This window comes from Mammaliicoccus sp. J-M41 (genome assembly GCF_022385935.1).
Lineage (GTDB): Bacteria > Bacillota > Bacilli > Staphylococcales > Staphylococcaceae > Mammaliicoccus > Mammaliicoccus sciuri_A.
In genome coordinates, this window is record NZ_JAJNIR010000007.1 from 49575 (window position 1) to 63136 (window position 13562).

Here is a 13562-nt window from a genome sequence, read left to right on the forward strand (position 1 = left end):
GAGAAAAAATGAGTAGTCTACTTTTTGCGTTATTATGGGTTGTTATTTCGATTGCCTTTATAACGACTTTGATTATTACAGTCGTTAAATATGCTAAAGAAAAACAGTATAGTAGCTATTTAGTGAGCACAATTTTACTATTTGTAATCGGTGTGATTAGTTTTGTATGTATATTTGTCAGTCTGTCATTCGATAAAGAATATTCATATCAACAATTATTTAAAGAAGATAAGCCTAAAGCTGTTAAACATGTTTCCGACACACCTAAAAAAGAATTAAAAAATATCAAACTAGGTGATAAAATTATTGTTGATGGTCTAGAAGTGACCGTTACGAAAGCAGAAGTTGTTCAACCTGATGACGGTTATTCTTATTCGCAAAATGGCAAAATTCTTAAAGTCACTTATAAGTTCAAAAATTTAGAAAAAGATAAAAAATTAATCGATAATTCTAATTTTCAACTTACTATTGGTGGAGCGGTACAACCGCAATTTAATGGTATGAAAGATAATAAAGGTGGATTCCAACATCAACTTGATAAAGATGACAGCAAATCAAGTTATTTATACTATGATGTAGCGGACGCTGATAAATATGATGTTAAAATGAATTACGAAACTTCTAAGAAAACGTATAATGCTAATTGGCGTATAAATGATAAGGATATTAAAGATAATACGCCTAAAGAGAATCCAACTGAAGAAATCAATTCTACTCAAGAAGCGCCAACTTATGAGCAAAGAACGGTTCAACAACCTAACAATAACGCTGATGAAGAGAAGAAAAAAGCAGAAGCTGAGAAAAAACGTAAACAAGAAGAAGCAGATAAAGCGGCCAAAGAAAAAGCAGATAAAGAAGCAGCAGAGAAGAAAGCTGAAGAAGAAAAGGCAGCTAAAGAGGAAGAAGAAAAACGTCAAGAAGAAGCGGATAAAAAAGCTGAAGAAGCTGAAAAGAAACAACAAGAAGCTGACGAAAAAGCAGCAGCTGAAAAAGAAAAAGCTCAACAAGCAGCAGAGCAGAAAAAACGTGATGAACAAGCAGCAGCTGAACGTGAAAAACAACAACAGCAACAACAAAGAAATCAAGAGGCACAAAGAGAGAAAGATCGTGCAGCTCAAGATGCAGCACAAAAAGCAAAAGAAAGATCAACAGAGCAAAGACAATCTCAAAATAATTCAAATGAACAAAAAGAACGTTAGTTAATCAAATGGACAATTTATGCGTAACATAAGAAAGAGGTAACCAAATGACGACAGTATATTTCAACCATGATGGTGGCGTAGATGATTTAATTTCATTATTTTTATTATTACAAATGGAAGATGTTAATTTGATAGGTGTAAGTGCAATTGGTGCAGATAGCTATGTAGAACCTGCAACAAACGCTTCTTGTAAAATCATTAATCGATTTTCATCACAAAAACTAAATGTTGCAGCTTCGAAAGAAAGAGGGAAAAATCCATTTCCTAAAGATTGGAGAATGCACGCCTTCTTTGTAGATGCGATGCCAATGTTAAATGAAGATGTTGAAGTAAATTCTACAATTTCTGAAAAAGAAGCATATGAAGATATCATTGAAAAGGTAATGAATAGTTCTGAAAAGGTAACAATGCTGTTTACGGGACCGTTAACAGATTTAGCTAAAAGTTTGAAAGTTGAACCAAGAATTGAAAGTCGTATTGAAAGAGTTGTATGGATGGGTGGTACATTGCTGAATAAAGGTAATGTTGAAGAACCTGAACATGATGGTACAGCTGAATGGAATGCTTTTTGGGATCCAGAAGCAGTGAAGACTGTTTTTGATACACAATTACCGATTGATATTGTAGCATTAGAAAGCACGAATAAAGTACCTTTAACACCTGATGTACGTAAACGATGGGCGAATGAAAGACAATATGAAGGTGTTGATTTCTTAGGTATATGTTATGCGCTTGTGCCACCATTAACGCATTTTGTAACAAATTCAACTTATTTCTTATGGGATGTATTAACAACGGCATATGTTGGTAAACCTGAACTCGTTAAGAAAGAATCACATAAAGTATCTGTCATTACAGATGGACCTAGTCAAGGTAGAACATTCAAAAGTGATGAAGGAAGAATGATTAATATCATTAATGATGTTGATAGAGATGGATTCTTTGATTACATGACAGATTTAGCTAAAAAAATATAACAAATAAGCACTTCATTCAGTGTCGTTAGGATAAAATAGCGAGCTGAATGAAGTTTTTTTATGAAAAAATTAAAATTTTAAATTGCATAATGATAGGGCTCAACACTGTTCAACTCATAAAATAGTGAATTTTCTGATTAAAACCATTTTATTAGGTTATATGATTATATAGACAAAATGGGGAGTGTTTATAATTATGAAATTTAAAAGAAAGAACGTTAATGTTGTCGACGCCAGTAAAACGAAAAAAAACGGTCGTTGCAACAGGTATTGGTAATGCGATTGAGTGGTTTGACTTCGGTCTATACGCTCAACTAGCCGTCATTATCAGTATGAATTTCTTTGGTAATATGCCTAAAGAAATTCAGCTTGCATCAACATTTGCGGTATTTGCTTTTGCATTTATAGTAAGACCGATTGGTGGTATATTCTTTAGTCATTTAGGAGATAAACATGGTCGTAAAGTCGTCCTTTCAACTACAATTATTATGATGGCATTATCTACGCTTGCTTTAGGACTATTACCGACACAACACCAAATCGGTATTTGGGCACCAATTTTATTATTAATTATTAGAATGATTCAATCATTCTCTACTGGTGGTGAGTATGCCGGTGCAATGACTTATATTGCAGAAATTTCACCAGATAAGACGAGAGGCAGACTTGGTAGTGGACTTGAAATTGGAACTTTATCAGGTAGTATTTTAGCTGCTGCTTTAGTAGGGATTATGTATGCACTATTGAGTGATGATCAAATGGCAGCTTGGGGCTGGAGAATCCCATTCATTATAGCTGCACCTCTTGGTATTATAGGTGTCTATTTAAGAAATAATTTAGATGAAAGTCCAGCTTATGAAACAACACTTGAAGAGCAAGAAGAGCTTGAATACTCTTATAAAGATATCTTCAGAAAATATTGGAGAGATATCATTGTTTGTTTCGCAGGTGTAGCTTTCTTAAACGTTGCTAATTACATGGTATTATCATATATGCCTTCATTCTTAAATGGAACTTTAGATTTAGGTGGTACGATGAGTAGTTTATTAAGCACGTTAACGATGGCAGCAATGATACCAGCAGTATTCTTCTTTGGTTGGTACAGTGATAAAGTTGGAAATAAAAATACCATTTTATTTGGATTAATAGGATTTAGTTTATTCTCAGTATTAGCCTTCTGGTTAATGAGTATTCCTTCAATACCAATTGTTATTTTAGGACTATTTATCATTGCACTGTTTATGTCTACATTTGAAGGCGTTATGCCATCTGTATTACCAAGTATTTTCTATACAAAAGTGAGATTAAGAACATTATCACTTGTTTATAATATTGGCGCAGCGATATTTGGTGGTTTAACACCATTTATTTTAACAACTTTAGTTGAAACAACTGGTCAAAAAATTGCACCATCTTATTATTTAACATTGATTAATGTCGTTGGACTTGTCATTTTCTTATTTATGTTTAAGACAACGTCTAATAAATCATTAAGAGGATCTTATCCTAATGTAGATAATAAAGAAGACTTACAAGAAGTTTATGAAAATCCGAAAGATGCATTATGGTGGAATCACGAAGAACCAAATAAATCATAAAAAATAAGGACTGAGACAAAATTTGTCTCAGTCTTTATTTGTGTAACTTATATTCAATTAAACAGCTTCTACTTCTAAATTCACGTCAATATTTCCACGTGTTGCTTTAGAGTATGGGCAGAAATCATGCGCTGCTTTTAAATATTTCTCTGCGTCTTCTTGAGATACGTTTTTTACTTTAGCGGCAATATCTACTTCTAATTTAGGACTTTCAGCATTTTCGTCATCTACTAAACGAACAGTTAACGTAACTTCTGGTTCAGCATCACGAACTTTGTTTTGTTTTAAAATTAAATCAAAAGCACCGTTGAAGCATGAAGCATAACCTGCTGCGAAAAGTTGTTCTGGATTAGTGGCATTACCATCTGCTTGTTGTGGTGGTAATACATCTACATCGATTGCTTTATCGTCAGTGTAAACATGACCTTTACGTCCACCTGTGTTTGTAGCTTTTGTTTCATAATGAGTTGCCATAAAAAAATACCTCCTTTAAAGTATATTATCTGTTTACCCGTATATATTTTTTTAAATCATTTATAAATTATAAATTTTCATATATAAATTGTCGGAAATATGAAATAATATACATTATCAAAATAAGAGAGGTCACAACATGAAAGCAATCTTAATAGGTGTCTTGGCAGCTTTATTTTTTGCAGTTACATTTGTCGTTAATCATATGATGGCTAATGATGGCGGAAGTTGGTATTTCAGTTCCTCTTTACGTTTTATTTTTATGCTGCCATTTTTATATTTGTTTGTATTAATCAAAGGAAGAACAAAATTTGTTTTAAAGCATATTCAACAAGAGAAAAAGGCTTGGTTCATTTGGAGTGCAGTTGGATTTGTATTGTTTTATGTACCGATAACTTTTTCAGCAGAGTATAGTCCGGGGTGGTTGATTTCAGGTACTTGGCAAATAACAATTATTTGCGGCATGATACTCGCGCCATTATTTGTAGAAACAGTTGTTATAAATGGTAAAGAAACAATCGTTAGACATAAAATTCCATGGCGTTCCTTATTGATTTCAAGCATTATGTTTATCGGTATTATCATTATCCAAATTCCTCAAGCAAGTGAAATTAAATTGAATTTGTTTTTATTAGGTTTCTTACCGATTTTAATTGCAGCTTTTAGTTATCCTTTAGGAAATAGAAAAATGATGCAAGTTGTGAACGGTGAGCTCGGTACTATTGAACGTGTATTTGGTATGACGTTAGTCACATTGCCTATTTGGGTAGTCATTTTTATTGTGGGCGTACTTAAAGAAGGATTACCTTCTTCTAGTCAAGTTGTACAAGCATTTATCGTCGCACTATTTTCAGGCATCATCGCAACAATTCTATTTTTCTATGCTACAAATATTGTGAAAGATAACCAAGAACAATTAGCAGCAGTTGAAGCAACACAGTCATTAGAAGTTGTATTTGCCATTATTGGTGAAATGATTCTCCTAGGCTTACCATTACCAAATGGTTTAAGTATGATAGGGGTAGCACTCATTATAATAGGTATGTGTATATATAGTTTTATCGATCATATTTCTATTGGTAAAATTTTCAAAAAAATCGTGGAGTGAGATGTTTAAAAATCCTTTTACAGGGTGAAATATACATGAATGGTCAATCATTCAATAAAGTTTAATGAAGGGTGATATAAAATGGCTGATGAAAGCAAATTCGAACAAGCAAAAGGTAACATTAAAGAAACAGTTGGTAATGCAACAGATAACAAGGACTTAGAAACTGAAGGTAAAAAAGATAAAGCTTCAGGTAAAGCTAAAGAAGCAGTAGAAAATGTTAAAGATAAAGCGAACGAAGTTATCGATAAATTTAAGAAATAATACATTTTTAACTTCTCAGATAACATAAGAAAAGCCATTAGACACGATGACTGTCTAATGGCTTTTTATTTACTTTACATCGTCTTTATCGATTTCCCATTTCATTTTGTAACGTTTATCAGATGAACGTAATTGTAATTGTACGTCATATTGATCCGCTTCAGGAACATCGTAGTATACATAACCAGTATCAGATTCTCCAGGTTTTAGACTGAATGAGAATCCATCATTTTTGTCATTCATACCATAGTATTTTGAAACTCTGCTTCCATCAGCAGTAACACCGAAGTTAGCATCTCCAACGATTAAGCTAGAGTTATTAATATTTTCAAGTTTGTAGTTAACTTTTAATATTTTATCTTTTAATGGTTTAGTACCGTCAGATGGTGGAGTAACAAATTCAGCTCTTTCAACTGTAATCTTTGTACCGATTGCACTAATCCCGTTACCAACTGATGTTTGTCTATCGATAATAGATGAATCGTTATCATCTTCATCTGTTTTTTCTTCTGTTGTAGATTCTTCAGTAGTAGACTCTTCAGTCGTTTCTTCCTCAGTTGTTTCTTCTTCTGTTGAATTCTCTTCAGTAGAATTTTCTTCTGTTTTGTTTGTGAACTCATCGATTTGGTCTTTAATTGGACCAGCAGCGCATGCACCTAAAATAACAGCTAAAATAATGAATATAACTAAACATCCACCACAGCCGAATAACAAAGGTTTCATACTAGAGCCATTGCCGTCTCCCGATTGTTGTTGCTGATTGTTACCATTTGTTTCGTTAAATGGATTACTTTGTTGTTCTGAGGTGTTCTGATTAAAAGGATTCTGATCTGATTGATTAGAATTAGCCATAATATTTCCCCCTTATTCATTACTTTATTTTAATAAAAAATTATTGTTTCCACTTAATCGAAATTCTTGTGTGAAAGTTTTCAACTATTGATAAACAATTGTGTTATTTATTAATTATTTTTAGTTTATAGTAAACTGGGAAATAAATCTAGGCTTATTATTAAATTTATAAAAAATTTATAGTACTTTAATATTTAATGATTTTGTAGAATATGAATATTTGTAAATTTTATGCAAAAAGGGGTAATATAGTTATAAAGGAGTGATAAATATGTATAAAAATATTTTGTTTGGCATTGATACAGAAATGAAAAATCAAAAGGTTTTAGAACAAATTAATCACCTTGTCGGAGAAGGTTCTCAGGTTACATTACTGAATGTTGTCGCTGATAAAGACCTTCAAGCTTCAGTAAGAATGGGTGTTCATTTAGATGAAATTCAAGAAAAACGCCAAGAAGCTATGAAACATGTCTTAGATTATTTCCATGAGCAAAACATTCAATATAAAATTGAATTTGCGAAAGGGAATCCTAAAACAGAATTAGTGCATAGAGCAAATAGTGGTGATTTTGATATCGTTGTGTTGAGTAATAGAAAAGCAGAAGACACAGATAAAATGGTATTAGGAAGTGTCAGCCATAAAGTCGCTAAAAGAGCTAAAATTCCTGTATTAATTGTGAAGTAGTAAGCACACATTGATTTAAGTAATAGATTTCTTGAATCATCATGCATCGTTTCATAGAAAAAAGTCCTTGACTCATGTAAAATGAAAATAGAAGCATATTGGAGGAATGACTATGACTGATGAACAAAAGAAAGCGTTTCCGTATATCGTTGCAACGATTTCATTAGAAACTCAAGATGATATTGAAAAAACTGTGCAAGAACTCAATGCTCATAAGGATTCAATAGATATTGTTGAATTTAGAGCAGATACTTTAAAAAACACTTCAATTGAAAACATTAATGAAACATTAGAGAAATTTAAAAGTGCATATCATGATGTGCCAATTCTGTTCACTTATCGTTCAGTAGGACAAGGTGGTCATGGCGACTTTGATCATGAAACATATTACAAAATCATGCAAGATATTATATGTAACAAGAAAGCTGAATACGTCGATATTCAACTCGATACGTATGAAGATAATCTTATGAACTGCATTACGAAAGCTCAGCATAATGATGTGAAAATTATTATTTCACATCATGACTTTAAATCAACACCTGACGTTGAAGAAATGTTTGTCACATATGAGAAAATGGCAGAGTTAGGTGCAGATATTGGTAAATTAGCTGTGATGCCACAGAACGAACGTCATTTATTATCGATGTTAAATGCTATGAATAGAGCTTTTCATAAGTTAGATATTGATGTAATTGGTATATCTATGGGTGAATTAGGTAAGGTGACAAGAATAACTGGTGGTATGTTTGGATCTAAATTTACTTATGGTTTCGTAGGTAAAGAAGCGGCACCAGGACAAATTCATGTTAAAGATATTAAAGAGCAGTTAGCTTTATATCAAAATTAATCACTGTATTAAGCATAATAATGATGAAGCGAGTGTAGAAATCTTTAGGATAATTTTAGATTTCTATCTCGCTTCTTTATTTTATGATACAATTGATAATAATTATCAATGAATTAGGAGTGTAAATAATGGAATTAAAGAAAGCGATTGAAGAAAGAAGAAGCGTCAAAAAATATGATTATGATATGTATATAGACGAAGAAAAAGTATTTTCTTTAGTTGATTTAGCAACATACGCACCAAACCATGGTATGAGAGAACCTTGGAGACTAGTGTATATCAATAAAAAACAAATTCCTGAATTTGCAGAAGAAGTTGCACAATCAGCATTTGTTAACGATCCAGCTAAACAAGAAAAATATATCAATAAAGTGACTAAAGTTGGCGGCATGTTTGTCATCTTGTCAAAAAGAGACTCAAGACAAAAAGAAAATCTTGAAAATCAAATGGCAATCGGCGCATTTGTACAGAATTTAATGTTATTAATGCATGACGAGGGAATGGGTTCATGTTGGAAAACACCCGCATTTATATTTAATCCATCATTTAGAAAAACAGTCGGCGCTCAGGATGATGAAGATGTATGTGGATTTTTATATTTAACTGAAAAAGACTCAAGTGTAAAAGCTGCCGAAAGAGAAAATAAATCATTAATCACTGAATGGTAATAACAAAACCCACAACTGAGTTCTTATACTCAATTGTGGGTTTTAATATGATTATTTTAAGTTCTCAGCTAAGAACGCTTTAACATCTTCTGGTGTTTTTGCGTTTGCTGAATGTAAGTGTGCAAGTTTTTCGTTGTTTTTAAATACTAGTAAACTTGGGATTCCCATTACATCATTTTCAGTTGCTGCTTCTGGAACTTGGTCACGATTGATTTGATACCAATTGTATTGATTGTATTCATCGATGATTGGATCGATCCATTGATTCATTCTTGTGCAATCTGGACACCAATCTGCGAAGAATTTAACGACAACTGGTTCATCGCTTTGTGTAATTTCTTCAAATTCAGCATATTGACTTATTGTTCTCATATTTATTCTGCTCCTTAGAAATAATGATTATAAGGTAAGTATATCTTATTTCTAATATTTAAAAAAATATTTAACTCATTACTACATGTTCTGTACTAATATTGTTATAATGAAATTAAATAGACATATGGAGGTAAAGACATGATAAAATTTTATCAATATCCTAATTGTACAACTTGTAAAAAAGCAGCAAAGTTCTTAGAAATGAACGGTGCCAGTTTTGAACCGATTGATATTACTCAATTAACACCAACAGCTAAAGAATTAAAAGATATCATTGATGGGACAGACATCAATGTTAATCAATTATTTAATACTCGAGGCGCTAAATATCGCGAATTGGGATTAAAAGATAAAATGGATGATTTATCAGACAATGAAAAGTTTGATTTATTAGCATCTGATGGCATGTTAATTAAAAGACCTTTAGCCGTTTTAGGAAATAAAGTGACACTTGGATTTAAAGAAGACGAATATCGTCAAACTTGGTTATAAAAATAGTTGCTTGAATAATGGCTTTATGTCATGATTATAATTGAATTACATATAGGAGGGGATTACTTTGACAGTGCCTAGTGAGTTAAAATATTCAAAAGAACATGAATGGGTAAAAGTAGATGGAGATATCGTAACAATCGGTATTACTGATTTTGCTCAATCAGAATTAGGGGACATCGTTTTTGTTGAGTTGCCAGAAGAAGGTGACGAATTAACTAGTGGAGATTCATTCGGTAGTGTAGAATCTGTTAAAACAGTTTCTGAACTATATGCACCACTATCTGGTAAAGTCGTTGAAGTAAACGAAGAACTAGAAGACAGCCCTGAGTTTGTTAATGAATCATCATATGATAAAGCTTGGATGGTCAAAGTTGAACTATCTGATAAAGCTCAATTAGATGAATTATTAGATGCAGACGCTTATAGCGAAATGATAGGTGAATAACATAACATTAAACTCCACGATACTGATGTGTCATGGAGTTTTTTTAAAATATTTATCATGAAACTGAACAGTAATACTATCTCATTTGTAGAAGGTGATATTCATGGCGATGATTAAAAAGATTATAATCGTAGAAGGTATTTCTGATAAAAAACGAGTGGAAGAAGTATTAAATGATCATGTTCATATCATTTGTACCCATGGAACGATGGGTGTCGAAAAAATGGATGAGCTACTAGAAGAGATATACGGTTCTCAAGTATATGTCTTAGTAGATCAAGATAAGGAAGGTAAGAAAATTAGAAAATGGTTTAAGAAATATGTGAGTGAAAGCCAGCATATTTATATTGATTCTACATTTTCTGAAGTAGCGCGCTGTCCAAGACAATATTTAGCGAATGTGTTAAACTATCATGGATTTATAGTTAAGAATGATTTTGTATTGAAAGGGAAGTATCGTTACCATGAAACACACAGAAATATTGAACGATATATACAAGCATTTTGATAAAGATATCCATTTATTATTTGGATATACGCCAACATGTGGAACGTGCAAAATATCAGAACGCATGTTAGATATTGCAAACGATGTGTCACAATTACCTATTAATAAGTGTGACTTAAATTTTTATCCAGAATTCTGTAAAGAATTTGAAATCATGTCAGTACCCGTACTTTTTATCATGCATAAAGATCAAGTTATCCGTCGAATCTATGCCTTTCAGTCTGTTCCGTATATATTAGAGAATATTCAAAAAGTTATTGACGATAAAAACTTATCATGATAGTATGAATTTAATTAAATACGTAATAACTCTTATCAAGAGTGGTGGAGGGATGTGCCCTTTGAAGCCCGGCAACCGTCATATCAATATGAAATGGTGCCAATTCACAAAAAGTGTTAACTTTTGGAGATGAGAGAAAGACAAATTTTTGACGCCTTTCTCTTATTTTAAGAGTGAGGCGTTTTTAATTTAGAGATTAGGAGGCAACAGATTTGATCGAGTTAAATAAAGTTGTTAAAACTTTCAAAACAAAAAAAGGTGACATAACAGCTGTTGACCATGTTGACTTAAAAATAGATAAAGGAAGTATATATGGTGTAATTGGATTTTCTGGTGCAGGTAAAAGCACACTTATACGTATGTTTAACGGCCTAGAAACACCTACTGAGGGAGAGGTAATTGTTGACGGTGCAAACATTGGACAATTATCGAAACAAGACCTTAGATTAAAAAGACAAAAAGTAAGCATGATTTTCCAACATTTCAACTTACTTTGGTCTAGAACAGTTAAAGATAACATCGCATTTCCATTAGAAATCGCTGGTGTATCTAAAAGTGAGATTGATGAGAGAACAAAAGCACTCATCAAAAGAGTTGGTTTAGAAGGACGCGAAAATGCCTATCCTTCACAACTATCAGGAGGGCAAAAACAAAGAGTAGGTATTGCCCGTGCACTAGCAAATGACCCACATGTCTTATTATGTGACGAAGCAACAAGTGCACTCGATCCGCAAACTACTGATGAAATATTAGATTTGTTAGTAGATATTAATAAAGAACTGGATTTAACAATCATACTGATTACACATGAAATGCATGTCATTAGAAAAATTTGTGACCATGTAGCAGTCATGGAAAATGGTAAGTTTGTTGAAGAGGGAGAAGTTATTAACGTATTTAATAACCCTCAAACTTATGTTACACAACGATTTGTTAAAGATGATCTTAAAGCAGATGATTTACAAAGAACTTTACAAGACTTTAAGAAAGAACAACCAAATGGTGAAATTTGGAAATTAAACTTCGTTGGTGGAACAAGTTCTGATCCAGTATTAGCGAAAATTATAAAAACTTATAATATCGATATTAACGTTATCGAAGGTGACGTTAAATTAACTCAAAACGGTACATTTGGACATATGATCGTTCATTTACCTCAAGGAGATTATTCTAAAGAAGCAATTAAGCAAGAATTGAATAATCTAGGCGTGAAAGTAGAGGTGAACGTAGGTGAATAAATCATTTGGAGATATCATTACAGAAATGGTCACGATGCCTAACGTACGATGGGATGCTGTATGGGAAGCATTGTATGAAACGTTATATATGACGATTATTTCTACAGTATTTACTTTAGTATTTGGACTAATCTTAGGAACTTTACTATTTTTAACATCAAGAGGAACATCGAAAAGTTCACGTGTGTTCTATTCAATCGTTTCATTTGTCGTGAACTTATTTAGAGCCATTCCATTTATCATTTTAATATTATTATTACTACCTTTTACGGACATCTTACTGGGTACAATTAGTGGACCTAAAGGCGCTTTACCAGCATTGATTATTGGTGCATCACCATTTTATGCACGACTTGTTGAAATCGGCATGAAAGAAATTGATAAAGGTGTTATTGAAGCGGCAGTTTCAATGGGTGCTACTACTTGGACAGTCGTTCGAAAAGTATTAATAAAAGAATCATTACCTGCTTTAGTATCGGGAATCACAGTTACAGCTATTGCTTTAGTTGGATCAACTGCTATAGCCGGTGTAATTGGTGCAGGTGGTTTAGGTAACTTAGCTTACCTAACTGGATTTACACGAAATCAAAATGACGTCATTTTAATTTCAACAATCTTTATTTTAATTATTGTTTTTGTTATCCAATTTATTGGAGATTTAATTGTAAAAAGAATTGATAAACGTTAAGGAGTGTTTTAAATGAAAAAAGTATTTGGGTTATTATTTATTTCGATTTTAGCAGTCGTGCTAGTAGCTTGTGGTGGCGGTAGTGGCGACAAGAAAGAAAAGAACGAAACAATTAAAATTGGTGCATCACCAGCACCTCATGCTGAAATTTTAGAAGAAGCTAAACCACTTCTTAAAAAAGAAGGTTATGACTTAGAAATCAAGACAATCAATGATTACACAACACCTAACAAATTATTAGACAAAGGTGAACTTGATGCAAACTTCTTCCAACATACACCATACTTAAAAACTGAATCAAAAGAAAAAGGATATAAAATTGAATCAGCAGGTAACGTACATTTAGAGCCAATGGCAGTTTACTCTAAGAAATATAAAAAATTATCTGACTTACCAAAAAATGCAACAGTTTATGTATCAAACAATCCAGCAGAAGAAGGTAGATTCATCTCATTCTTCGTTAAAGAAGGATTAATCAAAATCAAAGACGGTGTTAAACCAGTTGACGCAACATTTGATGACATCGTAGAAAACAAGAAAAACATTAAATTCAACAATAAACAATCAGCAGAATTTTTACCTAAATCTTATCAAGCAGATGAAGGTGACGCTACAATCATCAACTCTAACTTTGCAATCGAACAAGGATTAAATCCACTTAAAGATTCAATTGCAGTAGAAGGAAAAGATTCACCATACGCAAACCTAATTGCAGTTCAAAAAGGTCATAAAGATGACAAACAAATTAAAGCTTTAATGAAAGTCTTACAATCTAAAGAAATTAAAGACTTCATTAACAAGAAATACGACGGAGCTGTAATCGCAGCTAAATAAGAAATTTAAAAAACATCTAGC

The 13562-nt window shown here is 32.4% G+C and carries 17 protein-coding genes, 1 pseudogene and 1 riboswitch; of the genes and pseudogenes, 15 read left to right on the forward strand and 3 right to left on the reverse strand.

Annotated features, from left to right (window positions below; translation table 11 throughout):
- Positions 1-8: 8 nt before the first annotated feature.
- The 3 genes and pseudogenes from LQ686_RS04390 to LQ686_RS04400 all read left to right on the forward strand — a co-directional run bounded on the left by LQ686_RS04390 (position 9) and on the right by LQ686_RS04400 (position 3777).
- The gene (locus LQ686_RS04390; RefSeq protein WP_119475495.1) at positions 9-1199 is read left to right on the forward strand and encodes a DUF4352 domain-containing protein; all 1191 of its coding nucleotides are present in this window, start codon (positions 9-11) and stop codon (positions 1197-1199) included.
- Between the two features lie 47 nt (positions 1200-1246).
- Complete coding sequence (locus LQ686_RS04395) at positions 1247-2179, forward strand: nucleoside hydrolase (protein ID WP_025904356.1); 933 nt, start codon at positions 1247-1249, stop codon at positions 2177-2179.
- Positions 2180-2375: 196 nt separating this feature from the next.
- Positions 2376-3777: pseudogene (locus tag LQ686_RS04400) on the forward strand (MFS transporter).
- A 57-nt stretch (positions 3778-3834) separates the two neighbouring features.
- On the opposite strand, the gene LQ686_RS04405 reads toward LQ686_RS04400, so the two are convergent.
- On the reverse strand, positions 3835-4251 hold the full coding sequence (locus tag LQ686_RS04405) for an organic hydroperoxide resistance protein (protein ID WP_025904358.1): 417 nt from the start codon (positions 4249-4251) through the stop codon (positions 3835-3837).
- A 139-nt stretch (positions 4252-4390) separates the two neighbouring features.
- Here LQ686_RS04405 and LQ686_RS04410 point away from each other — a divergent pair, with 139 nt between their 5' ends.
- Positions 4391-5359: a DMT family transporter gene (locus LQ686_RS04410; protein WP_107565560.1), complete on the forward strand. Its 969-nt coding sequence runs from the start codon at positions 4391-4393 to the stop codon at positions 5357-5359.
- Positions 5360-5440: 81 nt separating this feature from the next.
- Positions 5441-5623, forward strand: a complete 183-nt coding sequence (locus LQ686_RS04415) for a CsbD family protein (RefSeq protein ID WP_037588806.1) — start codon at positions 5441-5443, stop codon at positions 5621-5623.
- A gap of 69 nt (positions 5624-5692) precedes the next feature.
- On the opposite strand, the gene LQ686_RS04420 is transcribed toward LQ686_RS04415, so the two are convergent.
- Positions 5693-6475 carry a DUF4352 domain-containing protein gene (locus LQ686_RS04420; protein WP_107565559.1) on the reverse strand — a complete coding sequence of 261 codons (783 nt, stop codon included), beginning with the start codon at positions 6473-6475 and terminating at the stop codon, positions 5693-5695.
- A 271-nt stretch (positions 6476-6746) separates the two neighbouring features.
- Between LQ686_RS04420 and LQ686_RS04425 the strand changes: the two genes are divergently transcribed.
- The 3 genes from LQ686_RS04425 to LQ686_RS04435 all read left to right on the forward strand — a co-directional run bounded on the left by LQ686_RS04425 (position 6747) and on the right by LQ686_RS04435 (position 8678).
- A complete protein-coding gene (locus tag LQ686_RS04425) occupies positions 6747-7160 on the forward strand; it encodes a universal stress protein (protein WP_025904362.1) in 414 nt (137 codons plus the stop codon).
- 112 nt (positions 7161-7272) lie between these two features.
- Positions 7273-8010, forward strand: a complete 738-nt coding sequence (gene aroD, locus LQ686_RS04430) for a type I 3-dehydroquinate dehydratase (protein ID WP_239733192.1) — start codon at positions 7273-7275, stop codon at positions 8008-8010.
- Positions 8011-8138: 128 nt separating this feature from the next.
- Entirely contained in the window at positions 8139-8678 is a 540-nt protein-coding gene (locus tag LQ686_RS04435; protein ID WP_107565557.1) for a nitroreductase family protein, read from the forward strand.
- 51 nt (positions 8679-8729) lie between these two features.
- On the opposite strand, the gene LQ686_RS04440 is transcribed toward LQ686_RS04435, so the two are convergent.
- Positions 8730-9050 carry a thioredoxin family protein gene (locus LQ686_RS04440; RefSeq protein WP_037588811.1) on the reverse strand — a complete coding sequence of 107 codons (321 nt, stop codon included), beginning with the start codon at positions 9048-9050 and terminating at the stop codon, positions 8730-8732.
- A 141-nt stretch (positions 9051-9191) separates the two neighbouring features.
- Here LQ686_RS04440 and LQ686_RS04445 point away from each other — a divergent pair, with 141 nt between their 5' ends.
- From LQ686_RS04445 to LQ686_RS04475, 7 genes are all read left to right on the forward strand, one after another.
- Positions 9192-9545, forward strand: coding sequence for an arsenate reductase family protein (locus LQ686_RS04445; protein ID WP_025904366.1), 354 nt, complete (start codon positions 9192-9194; stop codon positions 9543-9545).
- A 67-nt stretch (positions 9546-9612) separates the two neighbouring features.
- Positions 9613-9993: a glycine cleavage system protein GcvH gene (gcvH, locus tag LQ686_RS04450; RefSeq protein ID WP_025904367.1), complete on the forward strand. Its 381-nt coding sequence runs from the start codon at positions 9613-9615 to the stop codon at positions 9991-9993.
- Positions 9994-10096: 103 nt separating this feature from the next.
- On the forward strand, positions 10097-10501 hold the full coding sequence (locus tag LQ686_RS04455) for a toprim domain-containing protein (protein WP_107565556.1): 405 nt from the start codon (positions 10097-10099) through the stop codon (positions 10499-10501).
- Positions 10458-10781, forward strand: a complete 324-nt coding sequence (locus LQ686_RS04460) for a thioredoxin family protein (RefSeq protein WP_107565555.1) — start codon at positions 10458-10460, stop codon at positions 10779-10781. The genes LQ686_RS04455 and LQ686_RS04460 overlap by 44 nt, the downstream gene beginning before the upstream one ends.
- A 29-nt stretch (positions 10782-10810) precedes the next feature.
- Positions 10811-10917, forward strand: a riboswitch (SAM riboswitch).
- A gap of 76 nt (positions 10918-10993) precedes the next feature.
- Entirely contained in the window at positions 10994-12019 is a 1026-nt protein-coding gene (locus tag LQ686_RS04465) for a methionine ABC transporter ATP-binding protein (RefSeq protein WP_025904370.1), read from the forward strand.
- Positions 12012-12707 carry a methionine ABC transporter permease gene (locus LQ686_RS04470; protein ID WP_025904371.1) on the forward strand — a complete coding sequence of 232 codons (696 nt, stop codon included), beginning with the start codon at positions 12012-12014 and terminating at the stop codon, positions 12705-12707. The genes LQ686_RS04465 and LQ686_RS04470 overlap by 8 nt, the downstream gene beginning before the upstream one ends.
- A 12-nt stretch (positions 12708-12719) precedes the next feature.
- Positions 12720-13541 (forward strand): MetQ/NlpA family ABC transporter substrate-binding protein, encoded by an 822-nt coding sequence (locus tag LQ686_RS04475; RefSeq protein WP_107591110.1) that lies wholly within the window; start codon positions 12720-12722, stop codon positions 13539-13541.
- The last annotated feature ends 21 nt before the right edge of the window (positions 13542-13562 follow it).

Coding starts and splice junctions, on each gene's coding strand:
- LQ686_RS04390 (WP_119475495.1), top strand. CDS start 9: ATGAGTAGTCTACTTTTTGCGTTATTATGGGTTGTTATTTCGATTGCC.
- LQ686_RS04395 (WP_025904356.1), top strand. CDS start 1,247: ATGACGACAGTATATTTCAACCATGATGGTGGCGTAGATGATTTAATT.
- LQ686_RS04405 (WP_025904358.1), bottom strand. CDS start 4,251: ATGGCAACTCATTATGAAACAAAAGCTACAAACACAGGTGGACGTAAA.
- LQ686_RS04410 (WP_107565560.1), top strand. CDS start 4,391: ATGAAAGCAATCTTAATAGGTGTCTTGGCAGCTTTATTTTTTGCAGTT.
- LQ686_RS04415 (WP_037588806.1), top strand. CDS start 5,441: ATGGCTGATGAAAGCAAATTCGAACAAGCAAAAGGTAACATTAAAGAA.
- LQ686_RS04420 (WP_107565559.1), bottom strand. CDS start 6,475: ATGGCTAATTCTAATCAATCAGATCAGAATCCTTTTAATCAGAACACC.
- LQ686_RS04425 (WP_025904362.1), top strand. CDS start 6,747: ATGTATAAAAATATTTTGTTTGGCATTGATACAGAAATGAAAAATCAA.
- aroD (WP_239733192.1), top strand. CDS start 7,273: ATGACTGATGAACAAAAGAAAGCGTTTCCGTATATCGTTGCAACGATT.
- LQ686_RS04435 (WP_107565557.1), top strand. CDS start 8,139: ATGGAATTAAAGAAAGCGATTGAAGAAAGAAGAAGCGTCAAAAAATAT.
- LQ686_RS04440 (WP_037588811.1), bottom strand. CDS start 9,050: ATGAGAACAATAAGTCAATATGCTGAATTTGAAGAAATTACACAAAGC.
- LQ686_RS04445 (WP_025904366.1), top strand. CDS start 9,192: ATGATAAAATTTTATCAATATCCTAATTGTACAACTTGTAAAAAAGCA.
- LQ686_RS04455 (WP_107565556.1), top strand. CDS start 10,097: ATGGCGATGATTAAAAAGATTATAATCGTAGAAGGTATTTCTGATAAA.
- LQ686_RS04460 (WP_107565555.1), top strand. CDS start 10,458: ATGAAACACACAGAAATATTGAACGATATATACAAGCATTTTGATAAA.
- LQ686_RS04475 (WP_107591110.1), top strand. CDS start 12,720: ATGAAAAAAGTATTTGGGTTATTATTTATTTCGATTTTAGCAGTCGTG.